This window comes from Parapedobacter sp., assembly GCF_035556095.1.
In the GTDB taxonomy this organism is placed as follows: Bacteria; Bacteroidota; Bacteroidia; order Sphingobacteriales; family Sphingobacteriaceae; genus Parapedobacter.
This window is the reverse complement of the sequence record NZ_DATMFT010000032.1, coordinates 185,363-203,225: the sequence shown is the minus strand read 5'-3', so window position 1 is coordinate 203,225 and position 17,863 is coordinate 185,363. Positions and strand designations below refer to the sequence as shown.

The window sequence follows — 17,863 nt, the reverse complement described above, 5'->3', positions numbered from 1 at the left end:
TTTTATAGATTTGCGCCATGAATGATATGAATGAGGTTGCACAAAAAGTTGCCGAATCATTGTTGCAAATTAAAGCAATTAAATTACAACCCAAAAATCCGTTTACATGGGCCTCGGGTTGGAAGTCGCCCATTTATTGCGACAACCGTGTAGCTTTATCTCATCCGCCCATCCGCACGTACATTCGCCAGAAACTTTCCGAATTGATACAGGAGGAGTTTGGTGCCGTTGAGATGATTTCCGGGGTGGCTACAGCAGGTATTCCGCAAGGGGTATTGGTGGCGCAGGACCTGGGGCTGCCGTTTACCTATGTGCGGGGTAGTTCCAAAGACCATGGGCGGCAAAACCAGATCGAGGGTGAGGTCGTCAGCGGTCAGCGTGCCGTGGTAATCGAAGACCTGATCTCTACGGGCAAGAGTAGCCTGAATGCGGTTAAGGCATTGCGCGATGCGGATTGCAATGTGGTGGGGCTGGTTTCGATATTCACCTACGGTTTCGCAGAAGCGGAGGCAAACTTTGCAGAAGCGAAATGCAGATCCATCAGCTTGTGCAATTACGATGTGTTACTTGAGGTCGCGGCCAAGCACAATTACATCTTAAGCAGCGATATCGAGTTATTGGAAGCATGGCGTGTAGACCCGGCGAACTGGTCGCCAAAAGGCGGTAAATAACGATAATACGAGCCGATGACGGTTATAAAGAATCAGGTATCGATTGACAAGCCTATTGCAGCTGTATATGCGTTTTTGGCTGATTGCAATAACCATGAGCAATTGATGCCGGAGAGCATACATGACTGGTCGTCAACACGTGATGAGGCACGTTTCACCATCCAGAACATGGCGAAATTGGCACTTAAAGTAGACCGCCGGGAAGAAAATAGCGAGGTGGTATTTGTGCCCGCCGAAAAAGCTCCATTTGACCTTACGCTTCGGTGGCGTGTAACCACGAGAGGAGACGCCGCTACTACGGCTGAGTTAATTATCGAGGCCGACCTCAATATGATGATGAAGATGCTGGCACTCAAGCCGCTGCAGAAATTGGTCGACAATCAGTTAGAAGCGCTGAAGAAGACATTAGAAGGATAGCTCCGGATGCATCTGTGTATCCGCAAAAGAAAAGGTACGATGGCTGATTTAGCACATCGTACCTTTTACCGTTATCGCGGAAACGTTATCCGTTTAATTGCTCTGCCACAAAATCCCAGTTGACGACATTCCACCAGTTATTAATGTAATCGCCACGTTTATTCTGATAGTGGAGGTAATACGCGTGTTCCCATACATCGATGCCCAATAGGGGTTTGCCCTTCAACTCGGCATCATCCATCAAGGGATTATCCTGGTTAGGGGTGGAGCCGATTTTAAGAGCCCCGTTGTCGCTCACCAGCCAGGCCCAGCCCGATCCAAAGCGAGTAGCACCAGCCGATGCGAACTCTTCCTTGAATTTATCGAACGAGCCGAATGCGCCATTAATCGCTTCCAATAGTTCGCCCGTAGGCGAATTGCCTTCTACCGGTGCCCGCATGGATTTCCAGAAAAATGTATGGTTCCATGCTCCGCCACCGTTATTGCGTATACCGTCGGAAAGCTTCGAAATGTTGGCAAAAAGCTCTTCTGCCGATGAATAATTTACGCCTTCCGCCTGGAGTGCCTCGTTCACCTTGCTGATATAACCGGTGTGGTGCTTGGTGTAATGGATTTCCATGGTCCGCGCATCGATGTAAGGCTCCAATGCATTATAGTCGTAACCCAGCGGGTCTTGTGAAAACTCGAGTACGCCATCCGATTCCGATGAATTGCCGGACGAATTGGGAGATGTACATCCCACCAATGCATTCAGCGGGTTGACCCCCAGAGCAGTGGTTGCAACTGCTGCTGCCGAAAAGCCTACGGTAGTCTTTAAAAATTTTCTTCTGTTGGTACTTGCCATAGCAGATTAAGATTTTGATTTACAGCTTATATACAACCAAAGGTAAAAAAATGTTTTTAAATCCTACGGATTTGCGGCTTTTTCTCGCCCGTCGCCTGAAAAGTTACTCACAGCGGCCGTCCGGCCCGCATGTCGGCCCTTTGGTTACGGTGAGTGTAACCTTTGGGTTTTCAGCACGCCATTCGGCAAATGATTTCTCCAACGTTTGCAAAAACACATCCGGTGGTTGGGCCCCTGAAACCGCATATTTGCGGTTGAATACAAAGAAAGGGACACCCCGCACACCGATGTCACGCGCTTCACGGATGTCGTGTGCTACCTCATCGCTATACCGCTCGCTGTCCAGTACGGCGGCAATCTCGGCTTCTGCCACGCCTGCGGCGGTACCGACCGCTATCAGTACCTCGCGGCTGTTGACGTCTTTACCCTCGGTGAAATGGGCGCGGAAAAGGCCCTCCTTCACTGCATTGGCGAGCCCTTGGGTTTGTGCGAGGTGCACCAACCGATGCGCATCAAATGAATTAGCTACCACGGCCTGCTCGAAATCCAGCGTTAAACCTGCGTTCGCGGCGGCTTGGGTTACTCCGGCGGTCATCCGCTTGGCCTCGTCGTAGCTCATTCCTTTGCTCGCTGCCAAGTATGCATAGGTGTTCTTGTATTCGGGATTGCGCGGGATATAAGGATCCAATTGATAGCTTTTCCATACCACATCGATCGCGTCGGCATCGCCAAATTGCTTCAGCGCTGTTTCCAGGTGCTTTTTGCCGATGTAGCAAAACGGACACATAATGTCAGACCAAATTTCTATCTTCATCTGTTTATTTTTTAAGCACATATCAGTATGCACTGGCATTATCCAATAATGCCAGCTGTCCACGGGTCAACTCGAGGCTCGCAGCGGCAACAAGGTCCTGAAGTTGCTCTTCAGTTGTTGCGCTGGCAATCGGGGCAGTGATTGCTGGCTTATGCAGTTGCCATGCGAGTGCAAGCTGTGCAGCTGGTGCACCCGTCTCGGCCGAAACGCGGTCGAGGGCCTCCAGGATGCGGAAGCCCCGTTCGTTGAGGTATTTTTTCATACCTCCACCACGTGGACTTTTGCCGAAGTCGGCCTCGCCGCGGTACTTTCCGCTGAGGAACCCGCTGGCCAATGCATAATAGGTGATGACGGCCAAGCCTTCTGCTTCGACGGTAGGCAGGTATTCGGTTTCAAATTTTTGCCGGTCGTACAGGTTATAAAGGGGCTGGAGGCTAATGTAACCCTGCAACCCGTGTTCTGCCGCAAACCGGTTGGATTGTACAATACGGTCGGCCGAAAGGTTGGAAGCCCCGAGGTAGCGGACTTTCCCGCTTTGGATAACCGCATTGAACGCTTCCATTGTTTCCGCTACCGGCGTTTCTGGATCGTCGTAATGGCTCTGGTATAGGTCGATGTAATCGGTGCCCAACCGTTTCAAGGAGGCGTCGACGGCTTTAGGGATATAGTCGGCGCTCAACCCCTTTTTTCCATCACCAAGGTCACCACCTAATTTGGTGGCGATGATGATATCGTCGCGCTTTCCACGCTGTTTAAGCCATTGGCCAATGATGGATTCTGACTCACCACCTTGGTTGCCGGGAGCCCACATCGAGTAGGTATCGGCTGTATCGATGAAGTTGAATCCCGCAGCCACGAAAGCGTCCAGGATTCGGAAAGACTGCTGTTGGTCCAGTGTCCAACCGAAGACGTTACCGCCAAAGGCGATCGGTGAAACCTGTAAATCGGATTTTCCTAATGTTCGTTGTGTTGCCATCATGTTTTTTATAGTACAGTTATGAGCATTCATTTGTTTGCTCGACCGCTGTTCGTTCGCGCGCTGCGCGCAACGTTTAAGCGATCTGCGATAAGAACACCGATTTGGGCATACGTACCTTTTTCTGGTTAACAAGCCAATCGTTTTCCGTATCGCGGTAGCCCAATGGTAGAAGCGTTATACTTTTCAATCCCTGTTGGGGTAGCCCCAAGAGGTCATCAAGCGCCGCATTGTCAAATCCCTCCATCGGCGTAGCATCTACCTCAAGCTCCGCTGCCGCGGCGATGGCAAGTCCGAATGCGATGTAGGCTTGGCGTGCGGCATGTTCGAAATTCTGCTCCGCCGGGCGATCCAGGTAAAGGTGCTTTAGTCGGTTGCTGTAATCTTCGAATGTAGACGCCGGCACGCCCCGCTCTGCCGCAGTATGGGCAAATACGTCATCGATTCGTTTAGCTGTGTAGTTGTCCCAAGCGGCAAATACCAGAAGGTGAGACCCGTCGATAATCTGGCTTTGATTGAATGCGATGGGCTGTATTTTCGCTTTCAATTCGGGGTTGGTAACTACGATGATTTTAAAGGGCTGTAGTCCCGACGATGTGGGGGCTAGCTGCGCGGCATCCAGTATCTGGTCCACTTTTTCTTGCGGAACGGGCTCACCGTTCATCTTTTTCGTGGCATAGCGCCAGTTTAATGCTTCCAAGAGTTGCATATATACGAACTTGTTTAAAATGATGAATGAATAAATAAAATAGTGGCGTTAATTGAGCAGTGCCTTAATGAATCCTTGCACGGCGTCGTCCAAGGTGCGGCGTGCCATATCCGGTCCACCCGGCGCTGCAATCATTGTCATGGCCACGAGGCCATGCAAGATTGACCAGAACGTGGTCGCTTTCAGATGGCCGTCTACGGCTGTATTCTTCCCCGATTTGATGGCCGCGTCGATGGTGGTATGGAGTAATTCACTTACTTGCCTAATCTCGGGTATGTCGCGTACCATTTGACAGGTAGGGATGCCTAAGCCATACATGATCTGATAATATTTAGGGTGCGTTTGTGCAAATTGCCAATACGCTTCCGAAATCGCTGCCAGTTGTTCGGCGGGAGACGTGCGCGATGCCTTGGCGGTTGCCAGATCGCCAGCTAGCCGAGCATAGCCCTCGCGCGAGAACGCCTCTAATATGGCATCTTTACTCTCGAAATGCTTGTAAACCACCGGCGTACTATACTCTATGGCATCTGCAATCTTACGGATAGAAAGCGCTTCCCAGCCCTCTTCTTCTACAATCTGCCACGATTGTTCGAGGATGGTAGTCCGCACTTCTTCCAGTTGGCGTTGCTTACGTTCTGATATTCCCATTACTAACAGTGTGATTAAAAACTAACACTGTCAGCAAAAATAACGTATGTAAATGAAACAACCATGCCGTGCGGTGAAAAACGACAATCGGATGACGTTCGCACGATCCGGCTAGTAGTCGGAATTAGCGCTCCCGTTGCAGCACAAGGAGCAACCCGGCTAGGTAGATGCTGTGCACAAGCTGTACCGACACGGCACCCCAATTTTCAATGAGTCCGCTGCCGAAAATCAATGCAGCCATCGTTGCAAGTCCGGTCATGAGGGCTTGGCCGAACCATTTCCCGCTGAGCAGCCAAATGCCGGTAATCAGCTCGGCGAAGACCAGCAGATAGGCAAACACAAGGACAAAGGGATCGGGTAGCAGTGTGTTCGCGAACTGTTCAACCATACCCTCGGCAAAGACCTCCAGTTTGGGAAGCCGTACGAGTCCATGGCAAAGAAACGACATCGCGATGGGTAGACGTATGAAGAAGGCGGTAATGTTGGGCGCGTTCATGGTACCTATGCTTAAAACATGTGTATAAAAAATAGGAGTAACAAACATAAGCATATTTGCCGGTTGACGCATGCAACAATTCGACTAAAGTATGTTAACTTTGGCACATGTCACTAGTAGAAGCAACTTCATCGTCCAAAGCACAACAGTTTATTGATCAAGAATTACAATACAGTGCCCACAACTACCACCCCCTGCCCGTTGTACTGGAGCGGGGGCAGGGTGTATATCTCTGGGATGTAGACGGCAAGCGTTATTACGACTTCCTATCCGGCTACTCGGCCGTAAACCAAGGACATTGCCACCCCAGGATTGTGGGTGCATTGGTAGAACAAGCACAAAAGCTTACGCTTACCTCGCGGGCGTTCCATAGCGATCAGCTTGGTGAATATGCCCAATATATCACCGGCTATTTTGGCTACGATAAGGTATTGCCCATGAATAGTGGTGTAGAGGCCGTAGAAACCGCACTCAAGCTTGCGCGCCGTTGGGGTTACGACAAGAAAGGCATCGCTGCCAACCGTGCGAAGATCGTAACGGTGACAGGTAATTTTCACGGCCGTACGCTCAATGTGGTGTCGTTTAGCACCGATCCATCGTCGCGCGACGGCTTCGGACCCTTCATGCCGGGGTACGAAGTGATCCCTTACAACGATTTGACGGCGTTGAAAACTGCCTTGGAGGACCCCAATATAGCGGGTTTCCTCGTGGAGCCTATACAGGGCGAGGCCGGCGTGTATGTGCCGGACGAAGGATATTTAGCTAAGGCTTATGCATTGTGTCAGCAGGCCAATGTGTTATTTATTGGCGACGAGATACAAACCGGACTGGCTCGGACCGGCAAAATGCTGGCATGCGATCATGAAGGAGTGCGCCCGGATATCCTGATTTTGGGCAAAGCCCTCAGCGGAGGCACATTGCCCATATCGGCAGTGCTGGCCGATGACGACGTTATGTTGTGTATCAGGCCCGGTGAACATGGGTCTACCTATGGTGGCAACCCGCTGGCTTGCAAAGTGGCCATCGCGTCACTGGAGGTGATAAAAGAAGAAAAGTTGGCCGAGCGGTCGGCCGAGCTGGGCGAATATTTCCGCGATGGATTACGTGCATTGAACCATCCGCACATCAAGGAAGTACGGGGTAAGGGCTTGCTCAACGCAATTGTGATCGATCATGAGAACCCCGAGGCGGCCTGGGAGCTTTGCTTGGTACTCAAAGACCACGGTTTGTTGGCCAAGCCCACCCACGGCGACAAAATACGCTTCGCACCGCCGTTGGTTGTTAGTAGGGAACAGTTGGATGAATGTATCGGGATTATTGAAGCAAGTCTTGAGACATTGAAATAACACGTCGCGTATTTTTTCCACAAAGTCCTTGGATGATGTTAATATAATACCGATATTGGCACTAGGTTTAGGTTGATAGTCCCCAATCCCTTGGGGGCGACATCTTTTCCCGGGAAGATGATTAATCCCCGCCCCATTTTTCGATAAATGGGCCGGGGTTTTTTTATGAAAAAGGATTATCTTCGTTCCGTTGTTCCACAATAAACCGAAAAAGATGATGGCAAACCTTCAGTTGAACCGCAGAACATTCATACAAAGTGCCGGTGCCGCATTAACGTTGTCTACCGTGCCTGGACTGGGATTGGCGACTCGCAACCGATCCCGGGTGAAACGTGTTGGATTAATAGGTGCAGGTTGGTACGGCAAAAGCGATCTCCTCCGGCTCCTTCAGGTACGCGATGTAGACGTTGTTGCCCTATGCGATGTGGACAGTAACCACCTCCAAGAGGTAGGGGAATTGGTCAGTGGGCGGCAGTCGTCGGGGAAAATCCCCGCATTGTATACAGACTACCGGAAGATGCTGGCCGATCACACATTCGATCTCATTTTGATCGGTACACCGGATCATTGGCATGCACGGCAGGCCATTGACGCCATGGCGGCTGGTGCGCACCTTTATTTACAAAAGCCCGTCAGCGTGGATGTGCTCGAAGGGGAAGCCCTCGTCAACGCCGCGCGGAAATACAACAGGAAGGTGCAGATCGGCACCCAGCGGCGGAGCACGCCCCACCTCATCGATGCCAAAGAACGGATCATCGATGCCGGGTTGCTCGGCAAGGTGTCGCATGTGGAGATGTGCTGCTACTACCACATGCGCCGGAATGGCAATCCACCCGTAGAGCCGGTTCCAGATTTCCTCGATTACGATATGTGGACCGGTCCGGCCCCCTTACGTCCATATGACGGACTGCCGCACGGTAGCTGGTGGCGTACCTTCATGGAATACGGAAATGGAATCACCGGCGATATGTGCGTGCATATGTTTGATACTGTGCGCTGGTTGCTGCAGCTCGGCTGGCCAAAGCGGGTGGTTGCAACCGGGGGCATTTACGTGCAGAAAGGAGGGAAGTCGAACATTGCCGACACACAAACCGCCGTTTTCGAATACGACGAACTGAACTGCGTATGGCAACACCGCACATGGGGAATACCGACCGACCCGGAGTACCCGTGGGCGTTTGTCATCTATGGCGATAAAGGTACGCTGAAAGGCAGTGTGATGAAGTACGAGTTTATCCCGTTGGGAAAAGGCGATAGGATAACGAAAGACGTGGTCTATGAGCGGGCGGAATTCCCGGAAGATGTGGACGAGCCGCGGATTGAATTACATACAGCACCGGCAACACGGCGACATATGCTAGACCTGCTATCGGCTATTGAAAATGATCACCTGCCTGTGGCGGACGTACAAGAAGGGCACATATCCTCAGCCAGTTGCATCCTGGCCAACGTGTCCATGCAGTTGGATCGCCCCCTTGCTTATGATCCGCAACGTAAAATATGTATCGATGACGCCGAAGCGACAGCATTGTTGAAAAGGCCTTACCGCGCACCGTGGCAGCACCCAGGCGTGTGGCCCAACCAGATACAATCGTAGCGATGACGCATACCATAAATGGAAAATGGATTTATTTAATCAAACCATCGACAAACATAGCAATTGGCTCCCCTATGACGGAACCGTTAACTATTACGGGAGGTTGTTGTCTAGGGAACGGGCGGACCACTACCTAAACCGCTTGTTGGAAACCATCGAATGGCGGAACGACGAAGCGGTCATTTTTGGAAAAAAGATCATTACCAAACGGAAAGTAGCGTGGTATGGCGATGCACCCTATGAATATACCTATTCAAACATCACGAAACGAGCGCTGAACTGGACTGTAGAATTGTTGGAATTAAGGGCGCTGATCCAGCGTGAAACGGGGGAACGTTTTAACTCCTGCCTGCTCAATCTGTATCATAGCGGAGACGAAGGAATGGCCTGGCACAGCGATGGCGAAACCGATCTTAAAAAGGACGGCGCCATCGGCTCCTTAAGTTTCGGCGCCGAGCGGAAGTTTGCCTTTAAACACAAGCAAAGCAAGGCAAAGGTCGAACTCGTTTTGGAACACGGCAGCCTGCTGGTGATGAAAGACGCCACGCAGACGCACTGGCTGCATCGGTTGCCGCCGACCAAAAAGATAACGGCACCTCGGGTAAACCTGACGTTTAGGTCAATGGTGGAAAATGGGACGAAGGGATTGCAGAAGTAAGACCACTCCGATACCGATTAGGCCGATATACACATAGCGGAAAAAGGTGGTGCCGTTCATTCGGCTATTAATTACCCGCCCCAAAAAAATGGCTAATAATATGGCTGGGAGACTCCAAAGGAAGAGCGTGGTGACCTGCATTACCCACAGCCCATTCAACCAGTAGCCAACGATGCCCATCAGGCTCGCCGGTAGAAAATAGCCTTGCAAGGTTGCCCGGAAGTGTTGTGCGGACCATTTGCGCATAGCGCCATAGACCACCAACGGAGGGCCGTTCAGCCCATATGCGCCACCGAGAACACCAGATAGCAATCCGCAAAGGAACAGCCACAGCTTATTGTCAAACCGGAGGGTGATAGACCGTCCAACCAGCGAATACACGGAAAATATGATGAGGATAGCCGCTAACGATGCCTTCACCCAGCGTTCATCGGTACTTGTCAACAACCACAAGCCGAAGGGTATGCCCAATGCGGCGAAAAAGACGAGCCAGCCCGCGCTCCTGACATGGATTTTTTGCCAGTCTTGCGCCACGATAACACCCGCGACAACAATAGACGCCAATACGGAAACAGGTACGGCAATTTCAATGGGCAGGTATAGCGCCAACAGAGGCACCGCAACCAAGGACTCACCAAATCCGAAGGTAGACCGGACCAATGTGGCCAGGAAAAGAATAAATACGCTATATATTGTAATGAAGTCGATCGCCAAGAAATTGAGTAATTCTTTTATCCGCTTTTGATTTCCGGTTGGGTACGGATTTACAATACCTTCACCTCTTTAAACATAAACATATTATCACTGATTCTTAGCGATTTTCCGGAGGTGGTTGAAACGTTTTTGAGGATCACCTCTTTCGTTTTTACGTAAGGAAACTGCTCTTGATACGACTCGTCTTGCATTTTGGGGTTGAAATCGGCAAACAGCGCTGGACCTTCATAATCCCCGGGAATATTGGAGTCATCGATCTTCAGATTTTCGATGGTAATACGCTCGGGCATATAGCAAATATAGCCGAAATCATGTAGACCGGTATGTCTTCCACTGATAAGCGACACGCTGGAGAGCTTTCTGACAGTAGGCTTAAAAACGCAGTCTTGGATAATGAGCTCACCTTGCCATGTGCTGCCGTAGTCGGGCCGCAGGTTGATCAAGCTCCTGCCGAGGATGGTGCTGTTCGTTATGGTGAACGTTCCGGTGCCAATGGCGTTGATTCCCATATGGCCGAGCGTAGAATTACGGACAGTGGCGTTGGCCACACCTTGGTGCGCATCGAACCGGGATAGGGTACACCCGTCATACAACAGGTTCTTGCCGAAATTGGAACCCATGATGCCCCAATAGGTAGGATCGTTGATGTCATTGGTTTGAGTGCAGTTGATAAACGAAACGTTAACGGCACGATTGACCGATATGTCATAGGTTCCCATAGATACCGGCCCTCCTGCCGAACCTATGGTGGTGTACGTTTTCCGGCCGGTAAGCACCGTGTTTTTCACGGTGACGTAGGCACAGTTTCCCACATCGATGAATCCACTGTACGGAGCACCGCGGTCTCCCTCACCGGTAACGTAATGAACGAGCCCATCGACGGTTACATTAGATCGACGTATAGCTATATTCCGGCTGTAATACGTGTATTTTGATTCGGCATTATTCGCGATGGTGGTAAAGGTACCGCCAGTGATTTCCAGCGGTGTTTCGTCGATGGGGAGCGCAGTAATGTCGGTAATCTGGTCAAAATCCCAAATAATAGGAGCGTCCATGTCCACGTTGCCGTTTTCATCCACCACAAAGATATCAGTCTGCGGTGAGCCGTTGTTTTGGTTCGGACCAAAACGGATGTACCGTTTTACGTTTGCGTTGGTAACGGTGACGAGACATGGCCCTGGAAGTGTAAGATCAAGTTTTGCTTGGCTTTTCCTAAGCGAAGTTATCCCTTCCGGCGTAAAGGTGCGCATGCCCGAGCTTACCATGAAAACCGCCGCACCCCGGCGCTCGACGTCGGTATCGTCGATGATAAAGGATGCCTTTCCGAAATCGGTATCGGTTTTTATGATAGCCGTACGTTGTTTTCCACCGATATAGTAGCTGGCCTTATCATCCGCTTTTACAGGTAGCCCATAGACATTGGCAAATGCATGGGTGGCTGCTATGGCGTTGATGTCGTCCGTTTTCCCGTCGCCTTTTGCACCGAAATCACTATACCGCACTAAACCGGCAGCCTTAAAATCACGAATACTTTCGGACGGTACGTTGATACTTAAGCGGCCGTCGTCCTGAACACGTACCTGTATTTTTTCACCATGTGACGTAATTACCACATCGTCTTGGGCTTGACTAACAACAACCAAGCCTATTAAGCAGCCTATCAGCAAAACGTATCTCATAATCGGTGTTTGAAAGAGAGGCCAAGATAGTGAAATAATTTTTGTTTCAATTTTATTTAGCTTTGTGGCTGAACTATTTGACCGATAGGAATGGCCACTTTCTCGAGTGAAGAATGGCGCACGTTAGAAGATAAGGATACTTTAGAAAGGATACGTTCGGAAGTAGTAAATTAAAAACAATAACTTAACTTAATAGATGAGAAAAAGACTTTTAATTGATATGGATGGGGTGCTTTCAGATGTATATGGACAGTTTTTAAAATGCGAATTTGATGATATAGGATTAAGGCAATCTTTGGAAGAACTATCGGGAAAATTAGAAAAAGATGCATTTACCAATTTTGACAAATATGTCAATTCTGAAAACTTCTTTTATTCAGCCAATCCTATTGAAGATAGTATAGAAATTGTAAAAAAACTCAACGAAAATTATGATGTTTTCATCGTATCATCTGCGACAGAATTTCCTAACAGCCTAATTGAAAAGATGAATTGGTTGAAAGAATATTTTCCTTTTATATCGTGGAAGCAAGTTGTTTTGTGTGGAACAAAGGAAATTGTCTCGGGGGATATCATGATAGATGACCATTTCAAAAATTTAGATACTTTTCAAGGTGAGACAATTCTTTTCACACAACCACACAATATAAAAGAAGAGAATCATAAGCATAGACGAGTTTATAATTGGAAAGAGATAGAAAATCTATTACTACGATAGTATTATTGATATTGATTTGTCGGGTATTATTTCCAGTTCCAGACTTAGTCCTAAACCCGCTGGTTCTCATCTCTTACGTGGCGTTTATGGAATACTTTAGGATGAATTACAAGATAGAGTGGTTAGAGAAACTTCGAACACATAAATAGCAGGTATCGGGAATTCTAACGCTGAAATTTCTTTGTAAATGGAAAATTACTAAAAAAATCGAACACCTGTTTATTTAGTATTCTTGTAATATAATTTATTGTTATTCAGGTAGTAATATGTCAAAAAAAAGAGACGCCAAAATTTAGACGTCTCCCTAAGTGGGTGTTAGGGATTACAGTCGAACATCTTATACTATAAAAATCAGTTTGGGCAAATAGGATATCAAGCACCCTTTCTCCAAGATTGCTGATGAAATCGTGAAAAACGGCTTTCAGATTCTCCCTATTGGGTTTGAAGATGTGTTACAGCTCACAGCGCTTACTTTTTTCCACAAAGACCCATTCGATCGCCTGATCATCGCTCAAGCCATTACCAACAAATTGCAAGTCATCTCAAAAGATCAGTATTTCACCGAATATCCGATTAATGTGATTTGGTGAAATTTTTATAAAGCCGCCTCTAAGCGTGTTCCAAAAATTAAAAAAGTTCCAAAAGGGCACATCTAGGCTATCAATCCGACGAATTTCTAGTGGATCGATTGTCCCGTCGAATAAATTACAATCGTATTCTATTTATCTTTTAGCAATTGCTCCAAATAAACAACTTTCTCCTTTTCTACCTGAATCAGTCGTTCGTACAGCTTTTTGTTTTCTTCGTAAACTTCCACAAGTTTATCGAACGGGTTGAATGTACAGTTATGGTTAATGGCGTTTAGCGTGGATGAGTCGTGGCTGGTAAACGTATTGGAAATGATGTTTAATGCGTTGTCTGCATCGAATTGTTGAATGGCTTCGGGGGTAACCTTCAAGATTTTTGCCACCTGCTCCAAAATATCCCGTTCAATTTTTTCTTTCGTTTCAAGTTGGGAAATTTTCTTCTGCGTCCAATCTTCGCCCAATTCATAGGCAAGGGTTTCCTGCTTCATGCCGAGCATTTCCCTGAACCGCTTAATGTTTCGCCCTTCGTGTACTTGTTGTGTTCTTTCCATAATGATAAAAATGATGCAACAAAAGTAGCGGACTAAATGGCTACCACCGCCGAAAATACGGAATATTTTACGAATAAAATATGCCGTTTGTGGGATAATTTATGCCGGATAGGGGTTTGAATATGCGAAGTCTGTCGGGGAAATTTGACTTCAATCAAAACAATCAATCATGAGTAACAACAATGTCAACGGAACTATTAGAAATTTCAACAATGGCCCCGTTAAGACTGACCATCAAACGACTAACCACATTTATCTCCATCCGGGGCATCAATCCGGTGAATTTGAAAGCTGGATGCGTAAAATTGGAGGGCTTCTACAGATTACAGCAGAGGCCGCTCATCTCAAACCTTTGTTGGACTTATTGTTCACCGTAGCAGAGCCAGAAAGAATGTTCTTATACACATTTCCTGCTATCGATGAACTTAATTTGGAGCCTTGTCATGAGATAAGATTGGTGTTTCGGGAAGAAAGAATTGAGGAGGTAAGTTCGCTGGCGGGTTTTGTCAAGCTGGCATCGTTCAAGCATCGAAGCCTCATAATTACACTGCAATCGAATACAGATTTTGAAGAGAACTTACAAGATTGCAGTGATGACAGTGTATTATGTTTCCGGGAGGAGTTTCTGGTATTCTCGAATAGCCCCTATCGATTAAGAACCTGTACAGATGAACATATTAAACTCGCGTACGATAGTGCGATGCATGATTTCAATAGGTATTACAATGAGGGTGTTGCAGCATTGCAAGCAAGTAAAATGCTATTGGGCGATAAGCATTATTATCAAGCATATTCACTGGTGGTTCGTGTGGTAGAACAGGTTTACAACGCGATTATCTGCGCATTCGGGTATTCGTTTAAAGTTGGTTTGAAATTATTCGAACTTAAAAAGAAGGCTGCTCAGTATCTTCCTCAACTGTTCTGTTTCGATTATGATCTAGCAGAAATCGAAGAATTGTCTTTGCTGCTTGTAAATCGAGAGCAATTGCGGTTTGATTCAATGCTCGGGTCATTTGATAGTACGTTGGGAATTACGGAAGAGTTTATGGCCGCCGCTAAACCTTGTTTCGAGTCAAAACTGAATTATTTGTTGAATTATTCGAAGGGAGGTAACAACCATGGATAATTTTAATACCGTTGTTGTTCAAACACGTTGCACCATAATTCTTGTGCATGGCGACTATCCGTCTTACTCCATTGACGAAAATGGAGAAAAGGCGAATTGGGTAAATGTATCCGTGAGGGATAACCAATTAGCCGTGTATTCCAAACCGGAACATTACGGCTATCTGCTTTTACATGATTGCTATCCACAGATCACGATTACCTATAAAACGCTGACAGGGTTGAAAATGCTGGATAGGTGTTTTGTCAAGTCAGCAGGCACACTGAATCTCCAACAAATCGGCATAATCGTAAGAGAAGGGCATCTGGACATATCGGTCGACGCTTTTTTAACTGACTGCACCGTGCTTAAAAATGCACATGCTAAAATCACTGGTGAAACAATTATCTCGTACGTCTTGGCACATCAGCGGAGTGTGTATGACGGAGAAGGCCTGGAAGCTTCTGAAGGTCACGTACATGTACACGATGAATCCTCGGTTTCGGTATGGTTTACCGAAGAATTGGAACTCGGACTGTTCGGACGAAGTAAACTGAAATCCAGAGGTAATCCCAAAATGAAGATATTACAGATTGATGAACATTGTGCTTTTAAACAAACAATTACCTGACCTAAACTAGAAGGCGAGACCAAATCGAAATACCGATAAACTTTTATAATTCGAACAAGATACTTATCTTTGACGATAGTAATTCGTTGCGTTAGTATGATTAAATCATTTGGCAACAAACGGACAGAAAAGATATACCAAGGTGAACGCGTTGCAAAACTGCCTTTGGAGATACAACGGATTGGATTAAGGAAATTGATTATGCTTGATCAGTCTCAGGACATTAAGGACTTGACAATCCCTTCGTCTAATCGGCTCGAGAAATTGAAGGGTAACATGAAGGCATATCACAGCATAAGAATAAACGACCAATGGCGCATTGTTTTCAAGTGGATGGATAATAACGCTTTTGATGTGGAAATCATTGATTATCATTAAACGGAAAGGATTAAACGATGGAAAGATTACCCAATATACATCCCGGTGAAATATTAAACGAAGAGTTTTTGCTTCCCATGAACATCACACCATATCGTTTGGCCAAGGATACCGGTATACCTCAAACGCGCGTCTCCCAAATTATAAAGGGCCACCGTCGAATCACTGCGGATACAGCGATACGGCTTAGCCGATTTTTTGGCAACTCCGTGAAATTCTGGCTCGGCATTCAGGATGATTACGATATCCGTACTACTTTGGATGAAAAGAAAGAGGAGTTTGAAAATATTAAGCAAGTGGTGTTTGCATAGGGATTAGCTGCGTCGCGCTGGCCTCGCACTCAAAAGCCACAGCGAGAATAGTTGGGTGTGTCACCCACACCCCCGCACGCAAAGGCCGCAGCCATCCCTTATAGGGGGGACTTCAACCCATAGCAAGCCATTCGCTGCGCTCATTCCTTTTTTCATTTAATCCGTTTGCTCAAGCGAGCTTGGGATGACTTCACAAGTTTGTAATTGATTTCAAGGGATTGGCTGCGCCGCACACCCCCGCACGCAAAGGCCGCAGCCATCCCTTGTAAGGGAGGCTTCAACCCATAGCAAGCCATTCGCTGCGCTCATTCCTTTTTTCATTTAATCCGTTTGCTCAAGCGAGCTTGGCAAACTCCTTAAAAGAAAAAACCCGACTTTCGTCGGGCTTGCTATGGGCTGGCGGAGAGGGAGGGATTCGAACCCTCGATACGCTCAACACGTATACACACTTTCCAGGCGTGCTCATTCGACCACTCTGACACCTCTCCAAGTGGGACGCAAAAGTAAGCGTTTATTTTAGCATTTCAAACGTAAATGTCAAGATGGTGAATGCCCGCTGAATTATTGATATCCCAAGAGCCGTAGTACTTGCTTGCTGTTCTGCTCTTCGCCGAATACCTCGAAGTTGAACGTTTCATCGCGGTTGCGCCGGATGAGCACGTGTTTGGGTGAGGGGAGTAAACAGTGGTGGATGCCACCATAACCGCTGAGGACTTCCTGGTAGGCACCTGTGTGGAAGAAGCCTAAATACTGCAGCTTGCGCGTTTTGGGCATGAACACACTGTTTATGTGGGCCTCCTGGCTGTAATAGTCCTGCCCGTCGCAGGTAATTCCACCGAGGTTCACCCGCTCGTATTCCGCATCCCAGTTGTTGATGGGTACCAAGATGTACTTTTGGTTTAGCGCCCACACATCAGGCAGGTTGGTAATGAAAGACCCGTCGAGCATCAGCCACTTCTCACGGTCGTTCTGCTGCTTGCGGCCAATCACCTTGTAGAGGATACCCGATGCTTCGGCCACCGTGTATTTTCCGAATTCGGTGATGATATCCGGTTCCATCACTTCATGCACTGCGCAGATCTGCTTGATGCGGTTGACGATTTCGTTGACCATGTACTCATAGTCGAAATCGTGCACCAGCGAGTCCTTAAAGGGCATGCCGCCGCCGATATCCAGCGTATCGAGATCAGGGTTGATTTTCTTGAACTTGCAATACAACGTCACGTACTTTTCCAACTCATTCCAGTAATACGGTGTATCCGAGATACCCGAATTGATAAAAAAGTGCAGCAGCTTTACCTTGAAGTTCGGATTGGGAAGCACCTTATTGTTATAGAAATCAAGGATGTCTTCCAATCGGATACCGAGCCGTGAGGTGTAAAATGGCGAGTCCGGCTGCTCTTCAGCGGCAATCCGGATACCCAGGTTGCAGGGCTCTTCCAACTCCACTTCGTCATCATAGATATTGAACTCTTCTTTGTTGTCCAATACCGGGATGATGTTCTTGAAGCCGTCGTGCAACATGTCGACGATATATTGCTTATACTGATACGTCTTAAATCCGTTGCAGATCACCGTAATGTCTTTGTTAACCACGCCCTTCTTTTCCAGCACATCAATCATGGGCATGTCGAAGGCCGACGAGGTCTCCAAGTGGATATCGTTTTTCAGCGCTTCTTCCACCACGTGCCTGAAGTGTGAACTTTTGGTGCAATAACAGTATTTGTACGAACCCCGGTAGTTGTGCTTCAGGATAGCCGTCTGAAACAGGATCTTGGCCTGCTGAATCTTCTTGCTGATAATGGGCAGGTAGGTGAACCGTAGCGGTGTTCCATATGTCTCAATCATCTCCATAAGGTTGAGGTCGTGGAAGTACAACTCGTCATCGATGATTTCAAACCCATCTTGCGGGAATCCCACACTAAGATCAAGAAATTCCTGATAGCTCTGCATTTTTTATGTTTTCTTCTATGTCAATTACTAAATTCCCCTTCGCTGAAGAAGCGAATTAGA

The 17,863-nt window shown here is 47.6% G+C and carries 21 protein-coding genes and 1 tRNA gene; 11 read left to right on the top strand and 11 right to left on the bottom strand.

Annotation, left to right across the window (positions count from 1 at the left end; all coding sequences use genetic code 11):
* Positions 1–17: 17 nt before the first annotated feature.
* Together pyrE and VNQ80_RS20330 are read left to right on the top strand one after the other, a co-directional pair.
* Positions 18–671: an orotate phosphoribosyltransferase gene (gene pyrE / locus VNQ80_RS20335; protein ID WP_325642178.1), complete on the top strand. Its 654-nt coding sequence runs from the start codon at positions 18–20 to the stop codon at positions 669–671.
* Positions 672–686: 15 nt separating this feature from the next.
* Positions 687–1,088 carry an SRPBCC family protein gene (locus VNQ80_RS20330; RefSeq protein ID WP_325642176.1) on the top strand — a complete coding sequence of 134 codons (402 nt, stop codon included), beginning with the start codon at positions 687–689 and terminating at the stop codon, positions 1,086–1,088.
* An 85-nt stretch (positions 1,089–1,173) separates the two neighbouring features.
* On the opposite strand, the gene VNQ80_RS20325 is transcribed toward VNQ80_RS20330, so the two are convergent.
* From VNQ80_RS20325 to VNQ80_RS20300, 6 genes are all read right to left on the bottom strand, one after another.
* Positions 1,174–1,932 carry a superoxide dismutase gene (locus tag VNQ80_RS20325; RefSeq protein WP_325642174.1) on the bottom strand — a complete coding sequence of 253 codons (759 nt, stop codon included), beginning with the start codon at positions 1,930–1,932 and terminating at the stop codon, positions 1,174–1,176.
* A gap of 103 nt (positions 1,933–2,035) precedes the next feature.
* The gene (locus VNQ80_RS20320) at positions 2,036–2,746 is read right to left on the bottom strand and encodes a DsbA family oxidoreductase (protein WP_325642172.1); all 711 of its coding nucleotides are present in this window, start codon (positions 2,744–2,746) and stop codon (positions 2,036–2,038) included.
* Between the two features lie 22 nt (positions 2,747–2,768).
* Entirely contained in the window at positions 2,769–3,725 is a 957-nt protein-coding gene (locus tag VNQ80_RS20315; RefSeq protein WP_325642170.1) for an aldo/keto reductase, read from the bottom strand.
* 73 nt (positions 3,726–3,798) lie between these two features.
* Positions 3,799–4,431, bottom strand: a complete 633-nt coding sequence (locus VNQ80_RS20310) for an NAD(P)H-dependent oxidoreductase (protein WP_325642168.1) — start codon at positions 4,429–4,431, stop codon at positions 3,799–3,801.
* Positions 4,432–4,479: 48 nt separating this feature from the next.
* Positions 4,480–5,079 carry a TetR/AcrR family transcriptional regulator gene (locus VNQ80_RS20305; RefSeq protein WP_325642166.1) on the bottom strand — a complete coding sequence of 200 codons (600 nt, stop codon included), beginning with the start codon at positions 5,077–5,079 and terminating at the stop codon, positions 4,480–4,482.
* Between the two features lie 124 nt (positions 5,080–5,203).
* On the bottom strand, positions 5,204–5,575 hold the full coding sequence (locus VNQ80_RS20300) for a DoxX family protein (protein WP_325642164.1): 372 nt from the start codon (positions 5,573–5,575) through the stop codon (positions 5,204–5,206).
* 107 nt (positions 5,576–5,682) lie between these two features.
* Here VNQ80_RS20300 and rocD point away from each other — a divergent pair, with 107 nt between their 5' ends.
* The 3 genes from rocD to VNQ80_RS20285 all read left to right on the top strand — a co-directional run bounded on the left by rocD (position 5,683) and on the right by VNQ80_RS20285 (position 9,176).
* Positions 5,683–6,921 (top strand): ornithine--oxo-acid transaminase, encoded by a 1,239-nt coding sequence (gene rocD / locus VNQ80_RS20295; protein WP_325642162.1) that lies wholly within the window; start codon positions 5,683–5,685, stop codon positions 6,919–6,921.
* Between the two features lie 214 nt (positions 6,922–7,135).
* On the top strand, positions 7,136–8,518 hold the full coding sequence (locus tag VNQ80_RS20290; protein WP_325642158.1) for a Gfo/Idh/MocA family oxidoreductase: 1,383 nt from the start codon (positions 7,136–7,138) through the stop codon (positions 8,516–8,518).
* Between the two features lie 25 nt (positions 8,519–8,543).
* Complete coding sequence (locus VNQ80_RS20285) at positions 8,544–9,176, top strand: alpha-ketoglutarate-dependent dioxygenase AlkB (RefSeq protein WP_325642156.1); 633 nt, start codon at positions 8,544–8,546, stop codon at positions 9,174–9,176.
* On the opposite strand, the gene VNQ80_RS20280 is transcribed toward VNQ80_RS20285, so the two are convergent.
* Both VNQ80_RS20280 and VNQ80_RS20275 read right to left on the bottom strand, forming a co-directional pair.
* Positions 9,138–9,890 carry a sulfite exporter TauE/SafE family protein gene (locus VNQ80_RS20280; RefSeq protein ID WP_325642154.1) on the bottom strand — a complete coding sequence of 251 codons (753 nt, stop codon included), beginning with the start codon at positions 9,888–9,890 and terminating at the stop codon, positions 9,138–9,140. The two genes, VNQ80_RS20285 and VNQ80_RS20280, sit on opposite strands and share 39 nt — an antisense overlap.
* 50 nt (positions 9,891–9,940) lie before the next feature.
* The gene (locus VNQ80_RS20275; RefSeq protein ID WP_325642152.1) at positions 9,941–11,569 is read right to left on the bottom strand and encodes a hypothetical protein; all 1,629 of its coding nucleotides are present in this window, start codon (positions 11,567–11,569) and stop codon (positions 9,941–9,943) included.
* Between the two features lie 196 nt (positions 11,570–11,765).
* Between VNQ80_RS20275 and VNQ80_RS20270 the strand changes: the two genes are divergently transcribed.
* A complete protein-coding gene (locus VNQ80_RS20270; protein WP_325642150.1) occupies positions 11,766–12,287 on the top strand; it encodes a 5' nucleotidase, NT5C type in 522 nt (173 codons plus the stop codon).
* A gap of 407 nt (positions 12,288–12,694) precedes the next feature.
* Positions 12,695–12,877 carry a type II toxin-antitoxin system VapC family toxin gene (locus VNQ80_RS20265; protein WP_325642148.1) on the top strand — a complete coding sequence of 61 codons (183 nt, stop codon included), beginning with the start codon at positions 12,695–12,697 and terminating at the stop codon, positions 12,875–12,877.
* 128 nt (positions 12,878–13,005) lie between these two features.
* Here the strand turns inward: VNQ80_RS20265 and VNQ80_RS20260 are convergent, their stop codons facing one another.
* Positions 13,006–13,425, bottom strand: coding sequence for a helix-turn-helix transcriptional regulator (locus VNQ80_RS20260; protein WP_325642146.1), 420 nt, complete (start codon positions 13,423–13,425; stop codon positions 13,006–13,008).
* A gap of 169 nt (positions 13,426–13,594) precedes the next feature.
* Between VNQ80_RS20260 and VNQ80_RS20255 the strand changes: the two genes are divergently transcribed.
* The 4 genes from VNQ80_RS20255 to VNQ80_RS20240 all read left to right on the top strand — a co-directional run bounded on the left by VNQ80_RS20255 (position 13,595) and on the right by VNQ80_RS20240 (position 15,850).
* Entirely contained in the window at positions 13,595–14,551 is a 957-nt protein-coding gene (locus VNQ80_RS20255) for a hypothetical protein (RefSeq protein WP_325642143.1), read from the top strand.
* Positions 14,544–15,161, top strand: coding sequence for a GIN domain-containing protein (locus VNQ80_RS20250; RefSeq protein WP_325642141.1), 618 nt, complete (start codon positions 14,544–14,546; stop codon positions 15,159–15,161). Before VNQ80_RS20255 ends, VNQ80_RS20250 begins: the two co-directional genes overlap by 8 nt.
* A 96-nt stretch (positions 15,162–15,257) precedes the next feature.
* On the top strand, positions 15,258–15,539 hold the full coding sequence (locus VNQ80_RS20245; protein ID WP_325642139.1) for a type II toxin-antitoxin system RelE/ParE family toxin: 282 nt from the start codon (positions 15,258–15,260) through the stop codon (positions 15,537–15,539).
* 17 nt (positions 15,540–15,556) lie between these two features.
* On the top strand, positions 15,557–15,850 hold the full coding sequence (locus VNQ80_RS20240; RefSeq protein WP_325642137.1) for a HigA family addiction module antitoxin: 294 nt from the start codon (positions 15,557–15,559) through the stop codon (positions 15,848–15,850).
* Between the two features lie 397 nt (positions 15,851–16,247).
* On the opposite strand, the gene VNQ80_RS20235 is transcribed toward VNQ80_RS20240, so the two are convergent.
* Together VNQ80_RS20235 and VNQ80_RS20230 are read right to left on the bottom strand one after the other, a co-directional pair.
* Positions 16,248–16,338: transfer RNA gene (locus VNQ80_RS20235), tRNA-Ser, on the bottom strand.
* A 73-nt stretch (positions 16,339–16,411) separates the two neighbouring features.
* A complete protein-coding gene (locus VNQ80_RS20230; RefSeq protein WP_325642135.1) occupies positions 16,412–17,803 on the bottom strand; it encodes an arginine decarboxylase in 1,392 nt (463 codons plus the stop codon).
* Between the last annotated feature and the right edge of the window lie 60 nt (positions 17,804–17,863).